Source organism: Janthinobacterium saanense, from assembly GCF_014200675.1.
Taxonomy (GTDB): domain Bacteria; phylum Pseudomonadota; class Gammaproteobacteria; order Burkholderiales; family Burkholderiaceae_D; genus Janthinobacterium.
In genome coordinates, this window is sequence record NZ_JACHCI010000011.1 from 130,644 (window position 1) to 150,510 (window position 19,867).

At 58.4% G+C, this 19,867-nt stretch carries 16 protein-coding genes; 13 read left to right on the plus strand and 3 right to left on the minus strand.

Translation table 11 applies throughout. The features are described from left to right. The 3 genes from HDE72_RS16160 to HDE72_RS16170 all read right to left on the minus strand — a co-directional run bounded on the left by HDE72_RS16160 (nucleotide 1) and on the right by HDE72_RS16170 (nucleotide 4,087). Complete coding sequence (locus tag HDE72_RS16160) at nucleotides 1-2,532, minus strand: ABC transporter permease (protein WP_183742733.1); 2,532 nt, start codon at nucleotides 2,530-2,532, stop codon at nucleotides 1-3. A 15-nt stretch (nucleotides 2,533-2,547) separates the two neighbouring features. Beyond that, entirely contained in the window at nucleotides 2,548-3,579 is a 1,032-nt protein-coding gene (locus HDE72_RS16165) for an adenosine deaminase (RefSeq protein WP_183742735.1), read from the minus strand. A 172-nt stretch (nucleotides 3,580-3,751) separates the two neighbouring features. Next, nucleotides 3,752-4,087, minus strand: a complete 336-nt coding sequence (locus tag HDE72_RS16170) for a hypothetical protein (RefSeq protein WP_183742738.1) — start codon at nucleotides 4,085-4,087, stop codon at nucleotides 3,752-3,754. On the opposite strand from HDE72_RS16170, the gene HDE72_RS16175 reads away from it, so the two are divergent. From HDE72_RS16175 to dut, 13 genes are all read left to right on the plus strand, one after another. After that, the gene (locus HDE72_RS16175; protein WP_183742740.1) at nucleotides 4,086-6,008 is read left to right on the plus strand and encodes a PrkA family serine protein kinase; all 1,923 of its coding nucleotides are present in this window, start codon (nucleotides 4,086-4,088) and stop codon (nucleotides 6,006-6,008) included. The two genes, HDE72_RS16170 and HDE72_RS16175, sit on opposite strands and share 2 nt — an antisense overlap. A gap of 60 nt (nucleotides 6,009-6,068) precedes the next feature. Further along, nucleotides 6,069-7,337: a YeaH/YhbH family protein gene (locus tag HDE72_RS16180; protein WP_183742742.1), complete on the plus strand. Its 1,269-nt coding sequence runs from the start codon at nucleotides 6,069-6,071 to the stop codon at nucleotides 7,335-7,337. Further along, the gene (locus tag HDE72_RS16185) at nucleotides 7,334-8,938 is read left to right on the plus strand and encodes a SpoVR family protein (RefSeq protein ID WP_260176736.1); all 1,605 of its coding nucleotides are present in this window, start codon (nucleotides 7,334-7,336) and stop codon (nucleotides 8,936-8,938) included. The genes HDE72_RS16180 and HDE72_RS16185 overlap by 4 nt, the downstream gene beginning before the upstream one ends. Nucleotides 8,939-9,474: 536 nt before the next feature. Continuing rightward, complete coding sequence (locus HDE72_RS16190; RefSeq protein ID WP_183742743.1) at nucleotides 9,475-10,131, plus strand: energy transducer TonB; 657 nt, start codon at nucleotides 9,475-9,477, stop codon at nucleotides 10,129-10,131. An 86-nt stretch (nucleotides 10,132-10,217) separates the two neighbouring features. Further along, nucleotides 10,218-11,132, plus strand: a complete 915-nt coding sequence (locus HDE72_RS16195) for a MotA/TolQ/ExbB proton channel family protein (RefSeq protein WP_183742745.1) — start codon at nucleotides 10,218-10,220, stop codon at nucleotides 11,130-11,132. A gap of 5 nt (nucleotides 11,133-11,137) precedes the next feature. Next, nucleotides 11,138-11,563 carry an ExbD/TolR family protein gene (locus HDE72_RS16200; RefSeq protein WP_183675623.1) on the plus strand — a complete coding sequence of 142 codons (426 nt, stop codon included), beginning with the start codon at nucleotides 11,138-11,140 and terminating at the stop codon, nucleotides 11,561-11,563. Nucleotides 11,564-11,668: 105 nt separating this feature from the next. After that, complete coding sequence (locus HDE72_RS16205) at nucleotides 11,669-12,100, plus strand: ExbD/TolR family protein (RefSeq protein ID WP_183675622.1); 432 nt, start codon at nucleotides 11,669-11,671, stop codon at nucleotides 12,098-12,100. Between the two features lie 78 nt (nucleotides 12,101-12,178). Next, the gene (locus HDE72_RS16210; RefSeq protein WP_183742747.1) at nucleotides 12,179-13,390 is read left to right on the plus strand and encodes a tetratricopeptide repeat protein; all 1,212 of its coding nucleotides are present in this window, start codon (nucleotides 12,179-12,181) and stop codon (nucleotides 13,388-13,390) included. A 174-nt stretch (nucleotides 13,391-13,564) separates the two neighbouring features. Then, complete coding sequence (locus HDE72_RS16215; protein ID WP_183742749.1) at nucleotides 13,565-14,536, plus strand: bifunctional riboflavin kinase/FAD synthetase; 972 nt, start codon at nucleotides 13,565-13,567, stop codon at nucleotides 14,534-14,536. A gap of 72 nt (nucleotides 14,537-14,608) precedes the next feature. Beyond that, complete coding sequence (ileS, locus tag HDE72_RS16220; protein WP_183742751.1) at nucleotides 14,609-17,509, plus strand: isoleucine--tRNA ligase; 2,901 nt, start codon at nucleotides 14,609-14,611, stop codon at nucleotides 17,507-17,509. An 85-nt stretch (nucleotides 17,510-17,594) separates the two neighbouring features. Beyond that, nucleotides 17,595-18,098, plus strand: coding sequence for a signal peptidase II (lspA, locus tag HDE72_RS16225; RefSeq protein ID WP_183742753.1), 504 nt, complete (start codon nucleotides 17,595-17,597; stop codon nucleotides 18,096-18,098). 21 nt (nucleotides 18,099-18,119) lie between these two features. Further along, complete coding sequence (coaBC, locus tag HDE72_RS16230) at nucleotides 18,120-19,340, plus strand: bifunctional phosphopantothenoylcysteine decarboxylase/phosphopantothenate--cysteine ligase CoaBC (protein WP_183742755.1); 1,221 nt, start codon at nucleotides 18,120-18,122, stop codon at nucleotides 19,338-19,340. 20 nt (nucleotides 19,341-19,360) lie between these two features. Next, nucleotides 19,361-19,810, plus strand: a complete 450-nt coding sequence (gene dut, locus HDE72_RS16235) for a dUTP diphosphatase (RefSeq protein WP_183742758.1) — start codon at nucleotides 19,361-19,363, stop codon at nucleotides 19,808-19,810. Nucleotides 19,811-19,867 lie beyond the last annotated feature (57 nt).

A 19,867-nucleotide genomic window follows, 5' to 3' on the forward strand; every position in this document is an offset into this window, starting at 1 on the left:
CTACGATTCGCGCAAGGTTTGCAGCGGCGGGTGTTTCAGCACATTGCGCAGCCCCAGCCAGCCGCCGGCAATCGCGCACAGGGCGCCGGCCAGTAAACCAAAACCCCACACGCCAGGCGCGAAGCTCCAGGCGAACTTGAACTGGTAGGTTGCCAGCGCCCAGCCCATGGCCGCCGCGCCGGTAGCGGCCAGCAAGCCCGCCAGTGCGCCCACCAGTGAAAACTCGATCAGCTGCGCCTGTGCCAGCTGGCGCCGCGTGGCGCCCAGCGCGCGCAGCAGGCCCGCTTCGCGCGTACGCTCGTCCTGCGAACCCATCAGCGCGGCATACAGCACCAGCAAGCCTGAGGCCAAAGTAAAGGCAAACAGGAATTCGACGGCGGTGACCACCTGGTCCAGCACCGATTGTATCTGTTTCAATATGCCGCCCACGTCAACCACCGTCAGATTCGGGAAATCACGCGACAGGGCGTTGCCCAGGTCCGCATGTTCAGGCGGCAAGTGGAAGGCCGTGATCCAGGTTTGCGGCGTATCGGCCATGGCGGCCGGGTTGATGATGACAAAGAAATTGACCCGCATGGAACCCCATTCGAGCTTGCGCAAACTCGTAATGGCCGCCTCGACCGGCTGGCCCGCGATATCGAAACGCAGCTTGTCGCCCAGTTTCAATTTGAGGGTCTTGGCGATGCCCTCTTCCACCGACGCCTCAGCCGGCGCACCCGGCTTGTTGCTGAACCATTCACCGGCGACGATCTTGTTTTCACCCTGCATGGTCGCCATCGTCGACAAATTGAATTCGCGGTCGGCCAGGCCCTTGGCGCGGTCATCCTGATAGGTATCTTCGGTAATCGTCTTGTCGTTCACGGCCACCAGGCGGCCCCGTATCATCGGATACAAGGGTGCGTTGAGCACGCCCGCCTGCACCAGGCGCGCGGCGATCTGGTCTTTCTGTTCCGGCAAAATATTGATGATGAAACGGTTCGGTGCATCGGCTGGCGTGGCGTTGCGCCAGGATGCCATCAAATCGCCGCGCACGACCGTCAGCAGCAGCAAGGCCATCAGGCCCAGCGCCAGCGACACCACCTGGATCACGGTAGCGCCCGGACGGCGCTGCAAGGACGTCACGGCAAAGCGCCAGCCCTGGTGATTAAAAGCGCCGCGCAGGCTGCGCAAGGACTTGATGCCCAGCCAGCCCGCCAGGCCAAACAGGCCAAAACCCCCGAGGAAACCAGCCGCCGTCAGCAGCGCCAGTTTCACGTCGCCCGCTTGCCACAACAGCAGCACCACAAAGGCAGCGATACCGAGGCCATAGGTAGCCAGGGCCAGCGGCTGCGGCGCTTCCTGTTCGCGGCGGATGACGCGGTTATGGGGAACATTGCGCAACTGCAAAATCGGCGGCAAGGCAAAGCCCAGCAGCAACAGCATGCCGGTGGCCACGCCCTGCAGCGCAGGCAGGATGGAAACAGGCGGCAAGTCGTTCTGCACCAGCTTGCCGAGCAACTCCAGCAACACCATATGGCCGGCGTAACCCACTGCCACGCCCACCAGGCTGCCCGCCAGGCCCACCATCACAAATTCGATCACATACATGGCCGTGACCTGGTTTTGCGTCAGGCCCAGGCAGCGCAACATGGCGCAAGCGTCCAGATGGCGCAGCATGAAGCGGCGCGCCGCCATCGCCACGGCGACCGCCGCCAGCATGGCCGACAGCAAGCCGACCAGCGACAGGAAACGGTCGGCGCGGTCCAGGGTCGATTGCATTTGCGGGCTGCCCGACTCCAGCGACTCTATCCGCACGCCCTTGATAGCCTGTTGCTTGATCTGCCCTTCCAGCCAAGTTTGATATGCCGCAATCTCGGCCGCCTTGTTTTGCGGCGCCGACAGCAGCAAGCGGTAAGACACGCGCGAACCATCCTGCACCAGCGCGGTGGCCGCCAGGTCGCCCAGCGGCAGCATCACGCGCGGAGCGAAGTTCAGGAACGAGGCGCCGCGGTCCGGTTCGGCGGCGATCAGTTGCGTGACGGTAAAGTTCTTGTCACCCAATTTCAAGGTATCGCCCAGCCTGGCGTTCAGGCTGGACAAAATACCTGCATCGACCCACACCGTGCCCGGCGCCGGCGCCCGGTTGGCGCTCTGGCCCACGGCGTCTGCCGCCTGCGCCACATCGGTGGTGATTTTCAGCTGGCCCCGTAAAGGGTAGCCGGGCGAGACTGCCTTGATCGAGGCCAGTTGCGACTGCGACTGTTCGCCCTCGCCCGCCTGCGCCATGCTGGGGAAGGTCACCGTATCGGCCAGGGTAAAGCCGCGCTTTTGCGCTTCGGCACGCCAGGCCGCATTTACGGGCTGGTCGGCGCTGATCACCAGGTCCGCTCCCAGCAACTGGTGCGCATCGCGGTTCAGGCCCGAACGCAGGCGGTCGACAAAGAAGCCGACCGCCGACAGGGCCGCCACGGCAACGATCAGTGCGACGAGCAGGAAACGCAATTGGCCGGCGCGCCAGTCGCGCGCCGTCATTTTGAGGGAGAGACGGAACATGGGCGAGGTCTTCAGTTATTGAGTGGAGCTGCTGGCGGCAGCATGCTGGGCGAAATAGGCGTCGACGCTGGCCAGGAAAGCTTCTTTCTGTTCCCGCGGCAAGAAGGCGGCAATGAAACCATTGCGTGCCAAACGCTGGGCATGCGCCAGGCCCAGCGGCAAGGCGTCAAACACGGCCTCGAAATTGTCGTTCATATAGCCGCCGAAATAAGCCGGGTCGTCCGAATTCACCGTTGCCAGCAAGCCTGCTTCCAGCAATTGCAGCAGATTATGGTCATGCATCTGGTCAAACACGCGCAGCTTGGTGTTCGACAGCGGGCACACGGTCAGCGCGATCTGCTCGCGCGCCAGGCGCGCCGTCAGTTCTGCATCTTCCAGGCAACGTACGCCATGGTCGATACGCTCCACCAGCAAGTCGTCAAGCGCCGTGCGGATGTAGGCTGGCGGGCCTTCCTCGCCCGCGTGGGCCACCAGGTGCAAGCCCAGTTCGCGGCAACGGGCAAACACGCGCGAAAATTTCTCGGGTGGATTGCCCACTTCGGAAGAATCGAGACCCACGCCGATGAATTTGTCGCGCTGCGGCAGTGCGTCTTCCAGGGTCTCGAACGCTTCTTCCTCGCTCAGGTGGCGCAGGAAGCACAGGATCAGCGTAGCGCTGACGGGACTATCCTGGCAGGCGCGGTGGATGCCGTTGATCACGTCGGCCATCGGCACGCCGCGCGCCGTATGCGTTTGCGGGTCGAAGAAAATTTCCGTGTGCAAGACATTGTCCGCTGCGGCGCGCAGCAGATAGGCGTGCGTCATGTCGTAGAAATCCTGCTCCTTCAAGAGCACGCTTGCGCCCGCATAATAAATGTCGAGAAAGGACTGCAAATCCGTAAAGGCATAGGCGCTGCGCAAATGTTCCACCGATTCATAACCGAGCGGTACGCCATTGCGTTCGGCCAGTGCGAAAATCAATTCGGGCTCCAGCGAACCTTCTATATGGATATGCAGTTCGGCTTTCGGCATGCCGCGTACGATCGCGCGCAATTGCGGATTCATCATTGGTGGTATTCCTTAATATAGTGCGTAGAAAAAGATGATGGCAGTGTAGCGCAAGATGCGCGTAGCCATCGCCGATGACAGCGTCGGCACACGCGCGTGAATTGTCGTATGATGATTACAGAAGCAGTAAAAAGTTCATTAAAAGCGCTGGAAAATTTTTAGATTTATCCAATTAAATCAAGAATTTACACACAAGTATTAAGGATATTACGACATATCTTTTGACTTCCTGATCCTTTAGAGCAATAATTAATTTCATGGGGTAAAGGCAGGTGCAACAAGCGCTCTTGACACATGACAAAAAGAACCGGCTGGCCACGCCAGCATCGGTATCAAGCGCCAGTTTTTTGGTCCGGGCAATCCGGACTTGCAAAGACAGCCGGGCTTGGAAAAACAATAAAAATCGATGACAGGGGTAAAACAAACACAGGCGGCGAGGCCAGGCAATTGCCAGGCGGGCTGACATGGTGACTGGCAGGTTGACATATTCATTAAAGGACAGTGACATGACCATTTTTGACAACTACGCAGCACGTTACGAGCGCACCCGGGAAGAGGAAATGTCGCTCACCGAATATCTGGCCTTATGCAAGAAGGACAAGCTGACCTATGCCAGCGCACCCGAACGCATGCTGGCCGCCATCGGCGAACCACAGCTGGTCGACACGCGCAACGACACGCGCCTGTCGCGCATCTTCGCCAACAAGGTGATCAAGATCTACCCCGCCTTCCGCGATTTTTACGGCACCGAGGAAGTGATCGAGCAAGTGGTCTCGTATTTCCGCCACGCCGCGCAAGGCCTGGAAGAGCGCAAGCAAATCCTGTATCTGCTCGGGCCGGTTGGCGGCGGCAAATCGTCGATTGCAGAAAAACTCAAGTCGCTGATGGAGCATGTGCCCTTCTATTGCCTGAAAGGCTCGCCCGTCAACGAGTCGCCGCTGGGCCTGTTCAACGAAGAAGAAGACGGCACCATCCTGGAAGAAGACTACGGCATCCCGCGCCGCTATCTGCGCAACATCCCCAGCCCCTGGGCCGTGAAACGCCTGCATGAATTCAATGGCGACATCAACCAGTTCCGCGTCGTCAAGCGCTACCCGTCCGTGCTGAAACAGATCGCCATCTCGAAAACGGAACCGGGCGATGAAAACAACCAGGATATTTCCTCGCTGGTCGGCAAGGTCGATATCCGCAAGCTCGAAGACTACGCCCAGGACGATCCGGACGCCTACAGCTATTCGGGTGGCCTGTGCCTGGCCAACCAGGGTTTGATGGAATTCGTGGAAATGTTCAAGGCCCCGATCAAGGTCTTGCACCCTTTGCTGACGGCCACCCAGGAAGGCAATTACAAGGGCACCGAAGGTTTCGGCGCGATTCCCTTCGACGGCATCATCCTGGCCCACTCGAATGAATCGGAATGGAAGACCTTTAAAAACAACCGCAACAATGAAGCTTTCCTCGACCGCATCTATATAGTCAAAGTGCCGTACTGCCTGCGCGTGTCCGATGAAATCAAGATCTACGACAAGCTGGTGGCCAATTCTTCGCTGTTCAAGGCACCCTGCGCGCCCGGCACCCTGCGCATGATGGCGCAGTTCGCCATCCTGTCGCGCCTGAAAGACACCGAGAATTCCAGCATCTTTTCCAAAATGCTGGTCTACGATGGCGAAAACCTGAAAGACACGGACCCGAAAGCCAAGTCCATGCATGAATACGTGGATTACGCGGGCGTGGACGAAGGCATGAATGGCTTGTCGACCCGCTTTGCCTTCAAGATATTGTCCAAGGTCTTCAACTTCGACAACACGGAAGTAGCCGCCAATCCGGTGCACCTCTTATATGTACTGGAGCAGCAGGTCGAACGCGAACAATTCCCGCCAGAACTGGAGCAGCGCTACTTCTCCTATATTAAAGAGCACCTGGCGCAGCGCTACGTGGAATTCATCGGCAAGGAAATCCAGACCGCCTACCTGGAAAGCTATTCCGAATACGGGCAAAACATCTTTGACCGCTATGTCACGTTTGCCGACTTCTGGATACAGGACCAGGAATACCGCGATCCGGACACGGGCGAAAGTTTCGACCGCGAATCGCTGAACAACGAGCTGGAAAAGATCGAGAAGCCGGCCGGCATTTCGAATCCGAAAGACTTCCGCAATGAAATCGTCAACTTCGGTTTGCGTGCGCGGGCGTCCAACGGCGGCAAGAATCCAGCCTGGACCAGTTACGAGAAGTTCCGCACCGTGATCGAGAAAAAAATGTTCTCGAATACGGAGGAATTGCTGCCCGTGATTTCCTTCAATGCCAAGGCCAGCGCCGACGATGCCAACAAGCACGCCGACTTCGTGGCCCGCATGGTGGAAAAAGGCTATACGGCCAAGCAGGTACGCCTGTTATGCGAATGGTATTTGCGGGTACGCAAGTCGTCATAAGGCAGCGGGCGCGGCCCTGCATGGCGGGGCCGCGCAAGACCCAAGCTAAGGAGGCACCCTTTGACTTACCTCATCGACAGGCGCTTGCAGAGCAAGAACAAGTCCGCCGTCAACCGCGAGCGCTTCTTGCGGCGTTACAAAGGCCAGATCAAGGATGCCGTGGGGCGCGCCATCAAGGGGCGCTCGATCACGGACGTTGAAAATGGCGAAAAGGTCAGCATCCCCGTCAAGGACGTGGGCGAACCCGCATTTGGCCATGCGCATGGCGGCGTGTGGGAAGTCGTCAATCCCGGCAACAAGGAATACCTGAAGGGCGACCAGATCGCGCGCCCCAAAGGCGGTGGCGGTAGCGGGCGCGGCAAGGCCGGCAATAGCGATGAAACGTCGGAAGACGATTTCATCTTCGAGCTGTCGCGCGAAGAATTCATGAATTACTTCTTTGAAGACCTGGAATTGCCGCACATGGTGAAAACCCAGTTGACGGCCACCACGGAATTCAAGAACCAGCGCGCCGGCTACAATATGTCGGGCACGCCGTCCAACATCCATGTGCTGCGCTCCCTGCGCGGCGCGCTGGGCCGGCGCATCGCCGTGGGCGGCGGCGCCCGCAAGCAACTGGCGCAGGCCGAAGAAGACCTGGCCACTTTGCTGCACGAGGGCGCGCCGGAAAACGATCCGCTGGTGGCCGAACTGCGCCGCCAGATTCATCATTTGCACACGCGCTTGCTGGCGATCCCCTTCATCGACCCGTTCGACTTGCGCTACAGCAACCGCATCAAGGTGCCCAAGCCCATGACGCAGGCCGTGATGTTTTGCATCATGGATGTCTCGGGCTCGATGGATGAGTCGCGCAAGGATACGGCCAAGCGCTTTTTCATCTTGCTGTATCTATTCCTCAAGCGCGTCTACGACAAGATCGAAGTGGTCTTCATCCGCCACCATACGGCCGCCTCGGAAGTCAACGAGCATGATTTCTTCAATTCGCGCGAGTCGGGCGGCACGGTGGTGTCGTCGGCGCTCAATTTGCTCAACACCATAATAGATGAGCGTTATGGCGCCGGGCAATGGAACAGCTATGTGGCGCAAGCGTCGGACGGCGATAACTGGGATAACGATTCCCTGTTGTGCCGGCAATTGCTGATCAACACCATCATGCCCAAGGTGCAGTATTACACCTACGTCGAGATCACCGACGGCCCGCAGCAAAACCTGTGGGAGCAATATGCGGGCGTGCTCGAGCATCACGCCCATTTCGCCATGCAAAAGATCGTCACGCCGGCCGATATCTATCCGGTCTTCCGCGAACTGTTCAAAAAACAGGTGAAATGATGAGTGCAGCCTTTGACCGCGCCAGCAATACCCCGGGCGAGCCCTTCGTGCGCCTGCGCCATGCCAACGCCCTGCCCGAGCAATCGGAATGGACTTTCGAGCTGATCGAGCAGATTCACGAAGAAATCCGCCGGGTCGCCCAGCAGTTCGGCCTGGACACCTATCCGAACCAGCTGGAAATCATTACGGCCGAGCAGATGATGGATGCCTACACCTCGGTCGGCATGCCCGTCTCGTACAACCATTGGTCTTTCGGCAAGCATTTTCTCTCTACCGAGAAAAGCTACAAGCGGGGACAGATGGGCCTGGCGTATGAAATCGTCATCAACTCCAACCCGTGCATCGCCTATTTAATGGAGGAAAACAGCCTGACCATGCAATCGCTGGTGATCGCGCATGCGGCGTACGGGCATAACTCCTTCTTCAAGGGCAATTATCTGTTCCGCGCCTGGACCGATGCGGACGCCATCATCGATTACATGGTGTTTGCCAAGAACTACATCAGCGAATGCGAACAGCGCCACAGCGTGGAAGCGGTGGAATTGCTGCTGGACTCTTGCCATGCAATCCAGAACTATGGCGTGGACCGCTACAAGCGGCCGGCCAAGCTGTCGATGGCCAAGGAGTACGCGCGCCAGAAAGAGCGCGAGGAATACGTGCAATCACAGATCAACCAGCTGTGGCGCACCTTGCCGCGCCGCGAGGAAGACGATGACGAGGATGATCAGCGCAAGGCGGTGCCCCGCTTTCCGCCCGAGCCCGAGGAAAACCTGCTGTACTTCATTGAAAAATACGCACCGCTGCTGGAACCGTGGGAACGCGAAATGGTCCGCATCGTGCGCAAGATATCCCAGTATTTCTATCCGCAGCGGCAAACCCAGGTCATGAACGAAGGCTGGGCCACGTTCTGGCACTACACCATCTTGAACCAGCTGTACGACGAAGGCGTGGTGGGCGATGGCTTCATGATGGAATTCCTGAAGAGCCATACCAACGTGGTCTACCAGCCGCCCATCGACAGTCCTTATTACAGCGGCATCAATCCCTACGCGCTGGGGTTTGCCATGATGAGCGATATCCGCCGCATCTGCGAACACCCCACCGACGAAGACAGGGCCTGGTTTCCCGAACTGGCCGGCAGCGACTGGCGCAAGAGCCTGGACTTTGCCATGCGTAACTTCAAGGATGAAAGTTTTATCGCCCAGTATTTGTCACCCCGGCTGATACGCGAATTTCACTTCTTTGCCGTGCTCGATGATGACAAGAATGAAAAACTGGCCATTTCCGCCATCCATGACGATGCTGGCTACCGTTATGTACGCCAGCAACTGGCCGAGCAATACAACCTGGGCAACCGCGAACCTAATATACAAGTGTGGTCCGTCAATACGCGCGATGACCGGGCATTAACACTGCGCCACACGCAATTCCAACGCCGTCCCCTGAATCAGCAGGCAAACGAAGTGCTCAAGCACGTGGCCCGGCTGTGGGGTTTTGATGTACACCTCGATACGGTCGATCCGCAGGGTACGGTCACGGCCACATTGAACTGCCGGCGCGAGAAACGCAACCGGCGCGACGACCCCGCCGTGCGTGTCTGATCGTGGTGCAAACCGGTTTGTTTTCTTATATGCATGCCTATTGAATAAGTACATAAGAAATAAATATGGCCTGGCGGCTGCGCGGACCTCCGATCAGCCGCTTTTTTTTGCCCGCCGAGCCCGCTAATCGCACCCATTTGGTGCAGTGCAAACCTTAAGTGGTCTGGTTCCGTAGAAAAATGTTATCAAAAAGAAAGAATTCTATCCAAATTTAACAGTTTCCATATTGGATATGGCGAAATATAATTCCGCAATATCGACGCATCGGAGAACTTCTCAGTGTTAGTCAAGCGAGGCTGTAAAAAACCGATAAGACCGCCTTTTTTTATGTCCGAAAGCGTGCAAAGATGGCATAAGCAAGTACGTTTTCAGGGCACAAAAGCGTCAAAAATTTAACCGGTTTTAGGCGTTAAAAATCTGTGTAAAATAAAGAATTCGTATGTATAATTCGGCGACGTCCCGGATACGGCTGGAGCTTTGTGTCGTCATTTTGGGGTTCAGTTGCAAGACAGAGATGGTATTTGGAGAAAGCAGGCATGAATTTTTCGAACGAGAAAAGTCCCAAGAACTACACAGGCATCACTATCGTTGTCCTGCTGCACGTTCTCGCGGCTTACGGGATCGCGACGGGGTTGGGCAAGCGGTTGGTCACTAAAATGATGGAACCGGTTGAAACCAAGATTATCGAGGAAGTCAAACCGCCTCCTCCGCAGGATCTTCCACCGCCACCACCGCCGCCAGAAATGAAAGCGCCACCGCCGCCATTCATTCCGCCAGTCGAGGTGAACGTACAGCAGCCGCCACCACAACAGAACGTGATTGCGAACGCTACTACCGTGAAGCCAGCCACCAATGTATTGGCACCGCCAGCACCGCCTGCACCGCCAGCGCCAACTCCTGGACCAGCCAAATCGGTACGTACACCGGCCGTGGTTGACTTCAGCGTCTGCGATAAACCGCAGTATCCGAAGTCGTCGCAGCGCAATGAGGAAACCGGTGTGGTGACACTGTCGTTCCTGATCGGTGTGGATGGCAAAGTGGCAGATTCTAAAGTCGTGAAATCGAGCGGCTTCAGAGATTTGGATCGTGCAGCAGTACAAGGTATCAGCCGCTGCACATTCAAACCGGCAACAGTCGACGGCAAGCCGGAACAAGGCTGGCAGCAAATGCAATACGTTTGGTCGCTGGATTAAAACCCGAGACAGTTATCCCCTGTCTCACACTGTGATTTCGTTGTCATTACGTTCAGCGATCTGTTATTTTTAATTTTGGAGGAAGCATGTTTAAGAATACCCGTTTGTCCGCATTTTTTGCCGCGGTTCTGTTGTCCGTCACCGCTACGACCGCTCTGGTAGCAGCACCAGCATTCGCTGACGCGCCAGCATCGGCAGCAGCTTCGGCTCCAGCGGCAGACGCTGCAGCAGCACCAGCAGCGCCAGCGGCTGACGCAGCAGCACCAGCAGCCGACGCAGCAGCTCCAGCCAAAACCGAAGAAGTCCACAACCCGTTCGGCCTGTCGGCAGTGTGGGACGGCGGCTTCGTTCCACGTGCTACCCTGATCATCCTGGCCATCATGTCGATCGGCAGCTGGTACATCATCATCACCAAACTGCTGGATCAAATGAAGATCTTCAAGCAAGCGAAAGAAACCGCTGCCAAATTCTGGAAAGCACCTTCGATCGCTGCTGGTTCGGCAACCCTGGCTGAAGGCTCGCCATTCCGCTTCATCGCTGAATCGGGTACCAAGGCAACGGCTCACCATGACGGCGCCCTGCTGGAACAAATCGACCTGTCGACCTGGGTGACGATGTCGATCCAGCGCGCTTCGGACAAAGTTCAATCGCGTCTGCAAGATGGCTTGTCGTTCCTGGCAACCGTAGGTTCGACCGCACCGTTTATCGGTCTGTTCGGTACCGTTTGGGGTATTTACGGCGCGCTGACCAACATCGGCATGACCGGTAACGCATCGATCGACAAAGTTGCAGGTCCAGTTGGTGAAGCACTGATCATGACCGCTTTCGGTCTGCTGGTCGCTGTTCCTGCCGTTCTGGGTTACAACTGGTTGGTTCGTCGTAACAAAACCGCAATGGAAGATGTACGCTCGTTCAGCGCCGACGTTCACTCGGTACTGATCTCCGGCGCAATGTCGACCAGCGAAGCTGGCCGCGCAGCCGGCGCTAAAAAGATCGGGTAAGAATCATGTCGATGTCCGTCGGCTCCGATAGCGGAGAAGATCAAGTGATGTCAGAAATCAACACGACGCCGCTCGTCGACATCATGTTGGTTTTGCTGATCATCTTTTTGATCACTAGTCCGGTTGTCCTCAAATTGCAGAAAATCGATCTGCCGATCGAGGCCAACCAAGCGCTTCAAAGCAAGCCTGATAATGTCAACATCGTTGTCAATAAAGATGGTGAGATTTATCTGGGCCAGAAAAGACTGAAAGATACGAACGAATTGTTCGATTATCTTAAAGTTGAAGCAGTGAAAGTACCGCAGCCGGAAGTACATGTTCGTGGCGACCAGGAAGCACGCTACGAATCGATCGGCCGGGTTATTTTCACGACCCAACGTGCCGGTATCCAGAAGGTCGGCTTCATCACCGAACCACCTGACAAAGGCTGATAGCGACTGAGCATGGCATCCTGGCAATACAGGGATGCCAGTGCCGGGAGCTTGCCGGGCGGTTGTCTCGCCCGGCACTTCGTTGGACTTCTTAAAGGAAATACTATGAGTATGAATGTCGGTTCGGGTAGTTCGCCTAACGCGGATCCGGAACCAATGATGGAACTGAATATGACGCCCCTCATCGATGTGATGCTGGTGCTGATTATCATGTTGATCATCACAATTCCTAAACAAAACCACTCGGTGAACTTGAACATGCCGGTCGGCAATCCTCCGCCACCGACAGCACCACCAGTGGTCGTCACGATCGATGTCGATTTTGACGGTACTGTCTTGTGGGACAACCAGGTCGTTCCTGACCGTGCCTCGCTGGAAGCCAAACTGAGCAACGTTGCCGCGCAAGCGGACCAGCCGGAAGTGCATCTGCGTCCGAACAAGCTGGCCGAATACAAAGTCGTCGCTGGTGTGATGGCGTCGGCACAGCGTCTGGGCGTGACCAAAATCGGTCTGGTCGGCAACGAGCAATTCCAGTAAGCTGCAGCAATCAGGTTCTCTTTACATCCGAATAGGCAGGACTTCCTGCCTATTCGCTTTTTACTGAAAGACTTTCTCATGTCCAAGTTTCGTCTCGCTCATCTCGGCCTCGTCATGGCCGCTATCGGTTTTACCGCAGCAACTCCCGTAATCGGCCTGGGCTCGCTGGCATACGCCGCGGACACCGTGCGTGCCGAAGTGGGCAAACCACTGCAAGAAGCACAAAAACTTGTTAGCAGCGGAAAAAACAAGGAAGCGCTGGCCAAACTGCGCGAAGCAGACAGCGTCGGCGGCAAAACCGCCTTTGAAAGCTACCAGATCGAACGCGTACGCGCTTCGGCCGCTGCTGGCGCCGGCGATAACGCTACCGCTATCAAGGCTTTCGAAGCCGTCATCAATTCCGGCCGCCTGAGCGCCGCCGAAGCCCCAAAATTCACGCAAGGCCTGGCCGGCATGTACTACCGCGCCAAGGACTGGCCTAACGCCATTACCTGGTTTAACCGCTCCTTGAAAGACAAGGAAGATCCACAAACCCGCGACTACCTTATCCAGGCCTACTACTCGAGCGGCAATTACGCTGCAGCGGCCAAAGAATTGCAAGCCCGTGGCGGCAACTCGGAAGCCAGCCTGCAAATGCTGGCCAACATCCAGTTGAAGCAAAATGACAAGGCTGGCTATGTAGCAACCCTGGAAAAACTGGCTAGCAGCTATCCCAAGCCTAGCTACTGGGCTGACCTGCTGAACCGTGTTTCCGGCAAGCCAGGCTTCTCGCAACGCCTGGGCCTGGACGTACAGCGTTTGCGCCTGGCCAACGGCCTGTTCACCAAAGCTTCCGAATACATGGAACTGAGCCAGCTGGCCCTGCAAGCTGGCAATCCTGGCGAAGCGCTGAAAATCATCGACCAAGGCTACAAAAAAGGCATCCTGGGTACCGGCGCCGATGCGCCACGCCACCAGCGCCTGAAAGACCTGGCCTTGAAAACGCAAGCTGACCTGAAAACCAACGCCGTCAAGTCGGAAGCAGATTTCATCAAGCTGAAAGATGCAGACAGCCTGAGCAAGCTGGGCTTCGCACTGGTTTCCGATGGTCAAGCCGACAAGGGCCTGGACCTGATGAACCAGGCCGTGAAAATGGGCACCGCCAAGTATCAGGATGAAGCGCAATTGCACCTGGGTATCGCTTACGGCGTCGCTGGCAAGAAAGCCAACGCTTTGACCGCCCTGAAAGCCGTCAAAGGCACGGACGGCAATGCAGACCTGGCACGTTACTGGTCTTTAATGCTCAAGTAATCCAATCTGCGCCTGTCATGGCGTAAGACTCAAAAAGCGTTGCCATCCCTCGTGCTGGCAACGCTTTTTTACTATTTCAGGGGTGAAATAAGCACCCAGCCAGCCTTGACGGCTGTGCATCCCTGAAACAGTCCGTATAATCCCCCATTTGGCACAGTTTTTCATCAGATTCCTATGAAGGTATTCCGCGGACTTCCCAATGCCCAGGCACGCGCGCCTTGCGCGCTGACCATCGGCAATTTTGACGGTGTCCACATCGGTCATCAAGCCTTGCTGGCGCGCGTGCGTACGGCGGCGACCGAACTCGGCCTGGAAGCGGCCGTGATGACGTTCGAGCCGCACCCGCGCGAGTTCTTTGCGCAGCGCGCTGGCGACCTGTCCAGAGCCCCACAACGCATCGCCAACCTGCGCGACAAGCTGCAATCGCTGGACAATGCCGGTATCGACAGAGTCATCGTCGAGCATTTCAGCGCCCAGTTCGCGTCCCTGACGCCGCAGGAATTCACGGAAAAAGTGCTGGTCGACGGCTTGCACGTGAAATGGCTGATGGTTGGCGACGACTTTTGCTATGGCGCCCGGCGCGCCGGCGATGTTGCCATGTTGCAAGAAGCCGGCCGCAAATACGGTTTCCACGTTGAAACCTTGCCGACCGTGATGAATGGCAGCACGCGCATATCCTCGTCGGCCGTGCGCCTGGCTCTGGCCGATGGCGATTTTACGCTGGCGCAACAACTGCTGGGCCATCCCTACGCCATTTCCGGCCATGTGATCCATGGCCAGAAGCTGGGACGCACCCTGGGTTTCCCTACCCTGAACCTGCGCGTGGCGCACCGCCCTGCCCTGTCCGGCATTTTCATCGTGCAAGTGCATGGCCTGGGGCCACAGCCGCTGCCCGCCGTGGCCAGCCTGGGTGTGCGCCCCACCGTCGATGACAGTGGCCGCGTCTTGCTGGAAGTGCATCTGTTTGACTTCGCCCAGTCCTGCTACGGCAAGCTGGTGCGCGTGGAATTCCTGGAAAAACTGCGCGACGAAGAGAAATACCACGACTTGCCTACCCTGACGGCCGCCATCCAGCGCGACTCGAATCAGGCACGCGCCTATTTTGAGCAGCGCAGCGGCGCCATTACCGCCACCGACCGAATTTGACCCCGGCCAACTTCGCATTCGTCGCATGGCGGCTCGCGCCGCCGCAAACCACCAATACAAATAAAGAAGATTATGTCCGACCAAAACAAGCCAGCCACGCCCAAGCAAAACAAGAAGCCTGAAAGCAAATACCCGGTCAATATGACGGAAACCCCGTTTCCGATGCGCGGCGACATGGCCAAACGCGAGCCATTGTGGGTACAGCAATGGCAGGACAAGAAAATCTACGAGCGCGTGCGCAAGGCTGCCGCCGGCCGTCCGAAATTCATCCTGCATGACGGCCCGCCATATGCCAACGGCGACATCCACCTGGGCCACGCCGTCAACAAGATCCTGAAGGACATGGTCGTCAAGTCGCGCTCGCTGGCAGGTTTCGATGCGCCGTATGTACCGGGCTGGGATTGCCACGGCATGCCGATCGAGATCCAGATCGAAAAACTGCACGGCAAGAACTTGCCGACAGCCGAAGTGCTGGAAAAAGCCCGCGCCTACGCCAATGTGCAAGTCGAACGCCAAAAGAAGGATTTTATCCGTCTGGGCGTGCTGGGCGAGTGGGACAACCCTTATCTGACCATGGCGCATGGCAATGAAGCGGACGAGTTGCGCGCGCTGGGCAAGCTGCTGGAAAAAGGCTATGTCTACCGTGGCTTGAAACCGGTCAACTGGTGTTTCGACTGCCAGTCGGCCTTGGCCGAGGCGGAAGTGGAATACGCGGAAAAACGCGATCCGGCGATCGACGTCGGCTTCAAATTTGCCGAGCCTGAAAAACTGGCGGCTGCGTTTGGCCTGCCATCGCTGCCGACCGATAACGGCTTTATCGTCATCTGGACCACCACCCCGTGGACCATCCCGTCGAACCAGGCGCTGAACGTGCACCCTGAAATCAAATACGCGCTGGTGAAAGCCGAGCGTGACGGCCAGCCATTGCTGCTGATCCTGGCGCAAGACCTGGTCGTGGCCAGCCTGGCGCGCTTCAAGCTCGAAGGCACGACGATTGCTACTTGCGATGGCGCAGCCCTGGCCGGCATCAATTTCCGCCATCCGCTGCACGCGGCCGACGCCTTCTATGACCGCCTGTCGCCCTTGTACCTGGCCGAATATGTGACCACCGAAGCCGGTACCGGCGTGGTCCACTCGGCGCCAGCCTACGGCCTCGACGACTTCTTGTCGTGCAAGGCGCATGGCATGAAGGATGACGATTTCATCAAGCCGGTGATGGGCGACGGCAAATTTGCCTCGACCCTGCCGCTGTTTGGCGGCATGAGCATCTGGGAAGCCTCGAAACCGATCTGCAACGCCTTGCGCGAAGCGGGCGCGCTGTTCGAAGTCAAGATGTTCGACCACAGCTATATGCATTGCTGGCGCCATAAAACACCGATCATCTACCGCGCCACCTCGCAGTGGTTCGCCGGCATGGACGTGACGCCAAAAGATGGCGGCGCGACCCTGCGCGAAACCGCCTTGAAAGGCATCGCCGACACCCAGTTCTTCCCGGACTGGGGCCAGGCGCGCCTGCACGGCATGATCGCCAACCGTCCTGACTGGACCTTGTCGCGCCAGCGCCAGTGGGGCGTGCCGATGGCCTTCATCGTGCACAAGGAAACCGGCGACCTGCATCCGCGTACGCCGGAACTGCTGGAACAAGTGGCCAAGCTGATCGAAAAAGACGGCATCGAAGCGTGGCAAACGCTGGACCTGGCTGACCTGATCGGCGACGAGGCAGCCATCTACGCCAAGAACAAGGACACGCTGGACGTCTGGTTCGATTCCGGCGCCACGCACCAGACCGTGCTCGGTGGCCCGCAAGGCAAGGGTTCGCACGCGGCGCAGCTGCAATTCCCGGCCGACCTGTACCTGGAAGGCTCGGACCAGCATCGCGGCTGGTTCCATTCCTCACTGCTGGTGTCGTCGATGCTGAACGGCCATCCGCCCTACAAGGCGCTGCTGACGCACGGCTTCACGGTCGATGGCGAAGGCAAGAAGATGTCCAAGTCGCTCGGTAACACCCTGGCGCCGCAAAAGATCTCGGACACCCTGGGCGCCGACATCCTGCGCCTGTGGATCGCCTCGACCGACTACACGGGCGAGCTGTCGATCTCCGACGAAATCCTGAAACGCGTGACGGAATCGTATCGCCGCATCCGCAATACCCTGCGCTTCCTGCTGGCCAATATCTCGGACTTCAACCCGACCACGGACGCCGTGCCGGTGGCCGAGCTGTTCGAGATCGACCGCTATGCGATCGCCAACATGGCCTCGCTGCAGCAACAGATCGAGAAGAACTACACGAACTACGAGTTCCACCCGGTGGTGTCGAAATTGCAGACCTACTGCTCGGAAGACCTGGGCGGCTTCTACCTGGACATCCTGAAAGACCGTCTGTACACGACCGGCCTGACCTCGATCGCCCGCCGCTCCGCGCAGACCGCCCTGTGGCACATCACGCAAAGCCTGCTGCGCCTGATGGCGCCCGCCCTGTCGTTCACGGCAGAAGAAGCATGGGCCGTGTTTGCCAGCGCCGAAGCGTATGCCGCCAGCGATGAAACCATCTTCACGCAAACCTGGTGGCAGCTGCCGGCCGTGGCCGACGCTGACGCGCTGCTGGAAAAATACACGGCCCTGCGCGCCGTGCGCACGGATGTGACGAAGCAGCTGGAAGACTTGCGCACCTCGGGCGCCATCGGTTCCTCGCTGCAGGCGGAACTGACGATCAAGGCCGCGACTATGAAGTACAAGCTGCTCACGACCCTGGGCGAGGACTTGAAATTCGTCTTCATCACCTCGCAGGCCAGCGTTGTCGAAGTGCTCGAGGAAGCAGCCGAAGAAGTGGTCGTGGCCGCGTCCACCGCGCCGAAGTGCGAGCGCTGCTGGCACTACCGCAGCGACGTGGGCACGGATGCCGCGCACCCGACCCTGTGCGGCCGCTGCGTCAGCAATCTGTTTGGCAAGGGTGAAGCCCGCCGCTTTGCCTAAAACAAAGCGGGGCTGACACCTTCCCCGCGACCACCCGCCGCTGCCACCATCCAGGCAGCGGCGGCTTCACCTTCCCTGGAAAAATATGGCCACCAAAAACCGTTTTTCATCGAAACCAAAATCGTCCCTGATTCCCTGGCTGGGCATCGCCGCCATCGTCATCCTGTTCGACCAGATCACCAAGATCACGATACAGCGCACCTTCAGCTATGCGCAGGAAATGGTCATCACCTCGTATTTCAACCTGGTGCTGGCTTACAACCGGGGCGCCGCGTTCAGTTTTCTGTCCGACCAGGGCGGCTGGCAGCGCTACTTTTTCACGGCCATCGCCCTGGGCGCGGCCGGCTACATCATCTACCTGCTCAGAAAGCACGCCGGCCAGCGCATGTTTTGCTGGGCCCTGTCGCTGATACTCGGTGGCGCGCTCGGTAACGCCATCGACCGCCTGGTCTATGGCCACGTGGTCGATTTCCTCGATTTTCACTGGAAAAGCTGGGGCCATTTCCCTGCTTTCAATATCGCCGACAGCGCCATCTGCGTCGGCGCGGCCCTGTTCATCATCGATGAACTGCGCCGGGTAAACAAGTAAGCAAACCAGCAGGAGAACGGCATGGAATTGTCAGGCAAAAAAATCGTCCTCGGACTCTCGGGCGGCGTCGCCTGCTACAAGGCGGCCGAACTGTGCCGCGCGCTGACCCGCGCCGGCGCTTCGGTGCAAGTGGTGATGACGGATGCGGCCAGCCACTTCATCACGGCCGTGACGATGCAGGCGCTGTCCGGCCACCCCGTGCACACCAGCCAGTGGGATGCGCGCATCGACAACAATATGGCGCATATCGATTTGACGCGCCATGCGGACGCCATCCTGATCGCGCCGTGTTCGGCCGACTTCATGCGCAAGCTGGCGCATGGCGTGTGCGACGACCTGCTGTCGACCCTGTGCCTGGCCCGCCCGGCCCATTTGCCGCTGCTGGTGGCGCCCGCCATGAACGTGGAAATGTGGCAGAACCCGGCCACCCAGCGCAATGTGCAGCAACTGCGCGACGATGGCATACAGCTGTTTGGCCCGGCCGCCGGCGAACAGGCTTGCGGCGAAGTAGGCCTGGGCCGCATGCTGGAACCGGAGCAGCTGCTGGCCGAGCTGATCGCCGCCTTCCAGCCGAAACTGCTGGCTGGCAGACGCGTACTGGTCACGGCAGGCCCGACCTTTGAAGCCATCGACCCCGTGCGCGGGATTACCAATCTGTCTTCGGGCAAGATGGGTTATGCCGTGGCGCGCGCGGCGCGTGAAGCCGGCGCCGAAGTGCTGCTCATTTCCGGCCCCACGGCCCTGGACGCGCCCTTCGGCGTGCGCCGCATCGATGTGCAAAGCGCGCAGCAGATGCACGACGCCGTGCTGTCACACGTCGATGGCCAGCACGTGTTCATCGCCGTGGCGGCGGTGGCCGACTGGCGCGTGCTCAATGCCAGCGACCAGAAAATGAAAAAGCAGGCTGACGGCTCCGTGCCGGAACTGAAGTTCGCGCAAAACCCCGACATCCTGGCCACCGTGGCAGCGCGTACCAATCTATCCGGTTTTCCGTATTGCGTGGGCTTTGCCGCCGAATCGGAAAACCTGGTGGAATTCGGCTCGACCAAGCGCGAGAAAAAAGGCATCCCCCTGTTGGTCGGCAATATCGGCCAGAACACCTTTGGCCAGGACGACAACACCATCATCCTGTTCGATGAAGATGGCCATACGGTGCTGCCGCGCGCCTCGAAACTGGAACTGGCGCGCCAGCTGATTTCGGAAATCTCCAAGCGTATCGCCAGGATTTCGCTACTCAAATAACCCTTATACGTTTTACATCAATGAAAAATATCGACATCAAGATCCTCGACGCCCGCATGAAAGAACAGTTGCCGGCCTACGCCACGCCAGGCAGCGCCGGCCTGGACCTGCGCGCCTGCATCGACGAACCGCTGACCATCGAAGCTGGCCAGACTGTGCTCATTCCGACTGGCCTGGCCATCCACATCGGCGACCCGGCCTACGCCGCCATGATCCTGCCGCGCAGCGGCATGGGCCACAAGAACGGCATCGTGCTGGGGAATCTGGTAGGCTTGATCGACTCCGATTACCAGGGACAGTTGATGATCTCGACCTGGAATCGGGGCCAGAGCGCTTTTACGCTCAACCCCATGGAACGCCTGGCGCAACTGATTATCGTGCCGGTGCTGCAAGTGGGCTTTAACGTCGTCGAAGAATTCGGCGACAGCGAACGCGGTGTTGGCGGATTCGGCAGCACCGGCAAACACTAAGGATTCTGTTTATGCCAGGCTTACGCCATCTGATCCCAGCCCAACCTTTGCTGCGTC

Excerpts from the sequence above, each read along its gene's own strand:
- HDE72_RS16200 (WP_183675623.1), top strand. The coding sequence starts at position 11,138 with ATGTCGATGTCCGTCGGCTCCGATAGCGGAGAAGATCAAGTGATGTCA.
- HDE72_RS16160 (WP_183742733.1), bottom strand. The coding sequence starts at position 2,532 with ATGTTCCGTCTCTCCCTCAAAATGACGGCGCGCGACTGGCGCGCCGGC.
- HDE72_RS16205 (WP_183675622.1), top strand. The coding sequence starts at position 11,669 with ATGAGTATGAATGTCGGTTCGGGTAGTTCGCCTAACGCGGATCCGGAA.
- HDE72_RS16215 (WP_183742749.1), top strand. The coding sequence starts at position 13,565 with ATGAAGGTATTCCGCGGACTTCCCAATGCCCAGGCACGCGCGCCTTGC.
- lspA (WP_183742753.1), top strand. The coding sequence starts at position 17,595 with ATGGCCACCAAAAACCGTTTTTCATCGAAACCAAAATCGTCCCTGATT.
- dut (WP_183742758.1), top strand. The coding sequence starts at position 19,361 with ATGAAAAATATCGACATCAAGATCCTCGACGCCCGCATGAAAGAACAG.
- HDE72_RS16185 (WP_260176736.1), top strand. The coding sequence starts at position 7,334 with ATGATGAGTGCAGCCTTTGACCGCGCCAGCAATACCCCGGGCGAGCCC.
- HDE72_RS16210 (WP_183742747.1), top strand. The coding sequence starts at position 12,179 with ATGTCCAAGTTTCGTCTCGCTCATCTCGGCCTCGTCATGGCCGCTATC.
- ileS (WP_183742751.1), top strand. The coding sequence starts at position 14,609 with ATGTCCGACCAAAACAAGCCAGCCACGCCCAAGCAAAACAAGAAGCCT.
- coaBC (WP_183742755.1), top strand. The coding sequence starts at position 18,120 with ATGGAATTGTCAGGCAAAAAAATCGTCCTCGGACTCTCGGGCGGCGTC.
- HDE72_RS16190 (WP_183742743.1), top strand. The coding sequence starts at position 9,475 with ATGAATTTTTCGAACGAGAAAAGTCCCAAGAACTACACAGGCATCACT.
- HDE72_RS16170 (WP_183742738.1), bottom strand. The coding sequence starts at position 4,087 with ATGTCACTGTCCTTTAATGAATATGTCAACCTGCCAGTCACCATGTCA.
- HDE72_RS16175 (WP_183742740.1), top strand. The coding sequence starts at position 4,086 with ATGACCATTTTTGACAACTACGCAGCACGTTACGAGCGCACCCGGGAA.
- HDE72_RS16195 (WP_183742745.1), top strand. The coding sequence starts at position 10,218 with ATGTTTAAGAATACCCGTTTGTCCGCATTTTTTGCCGCGGTTCTGTTG.
- HDE72_RS16165 (WP_183742735.1), bottom strand. The coding sequence starts at position 3,579 with ATGATGAATCCGCAATTGCGCGCGATCGTACGCGGCATGCCGAAAGCC.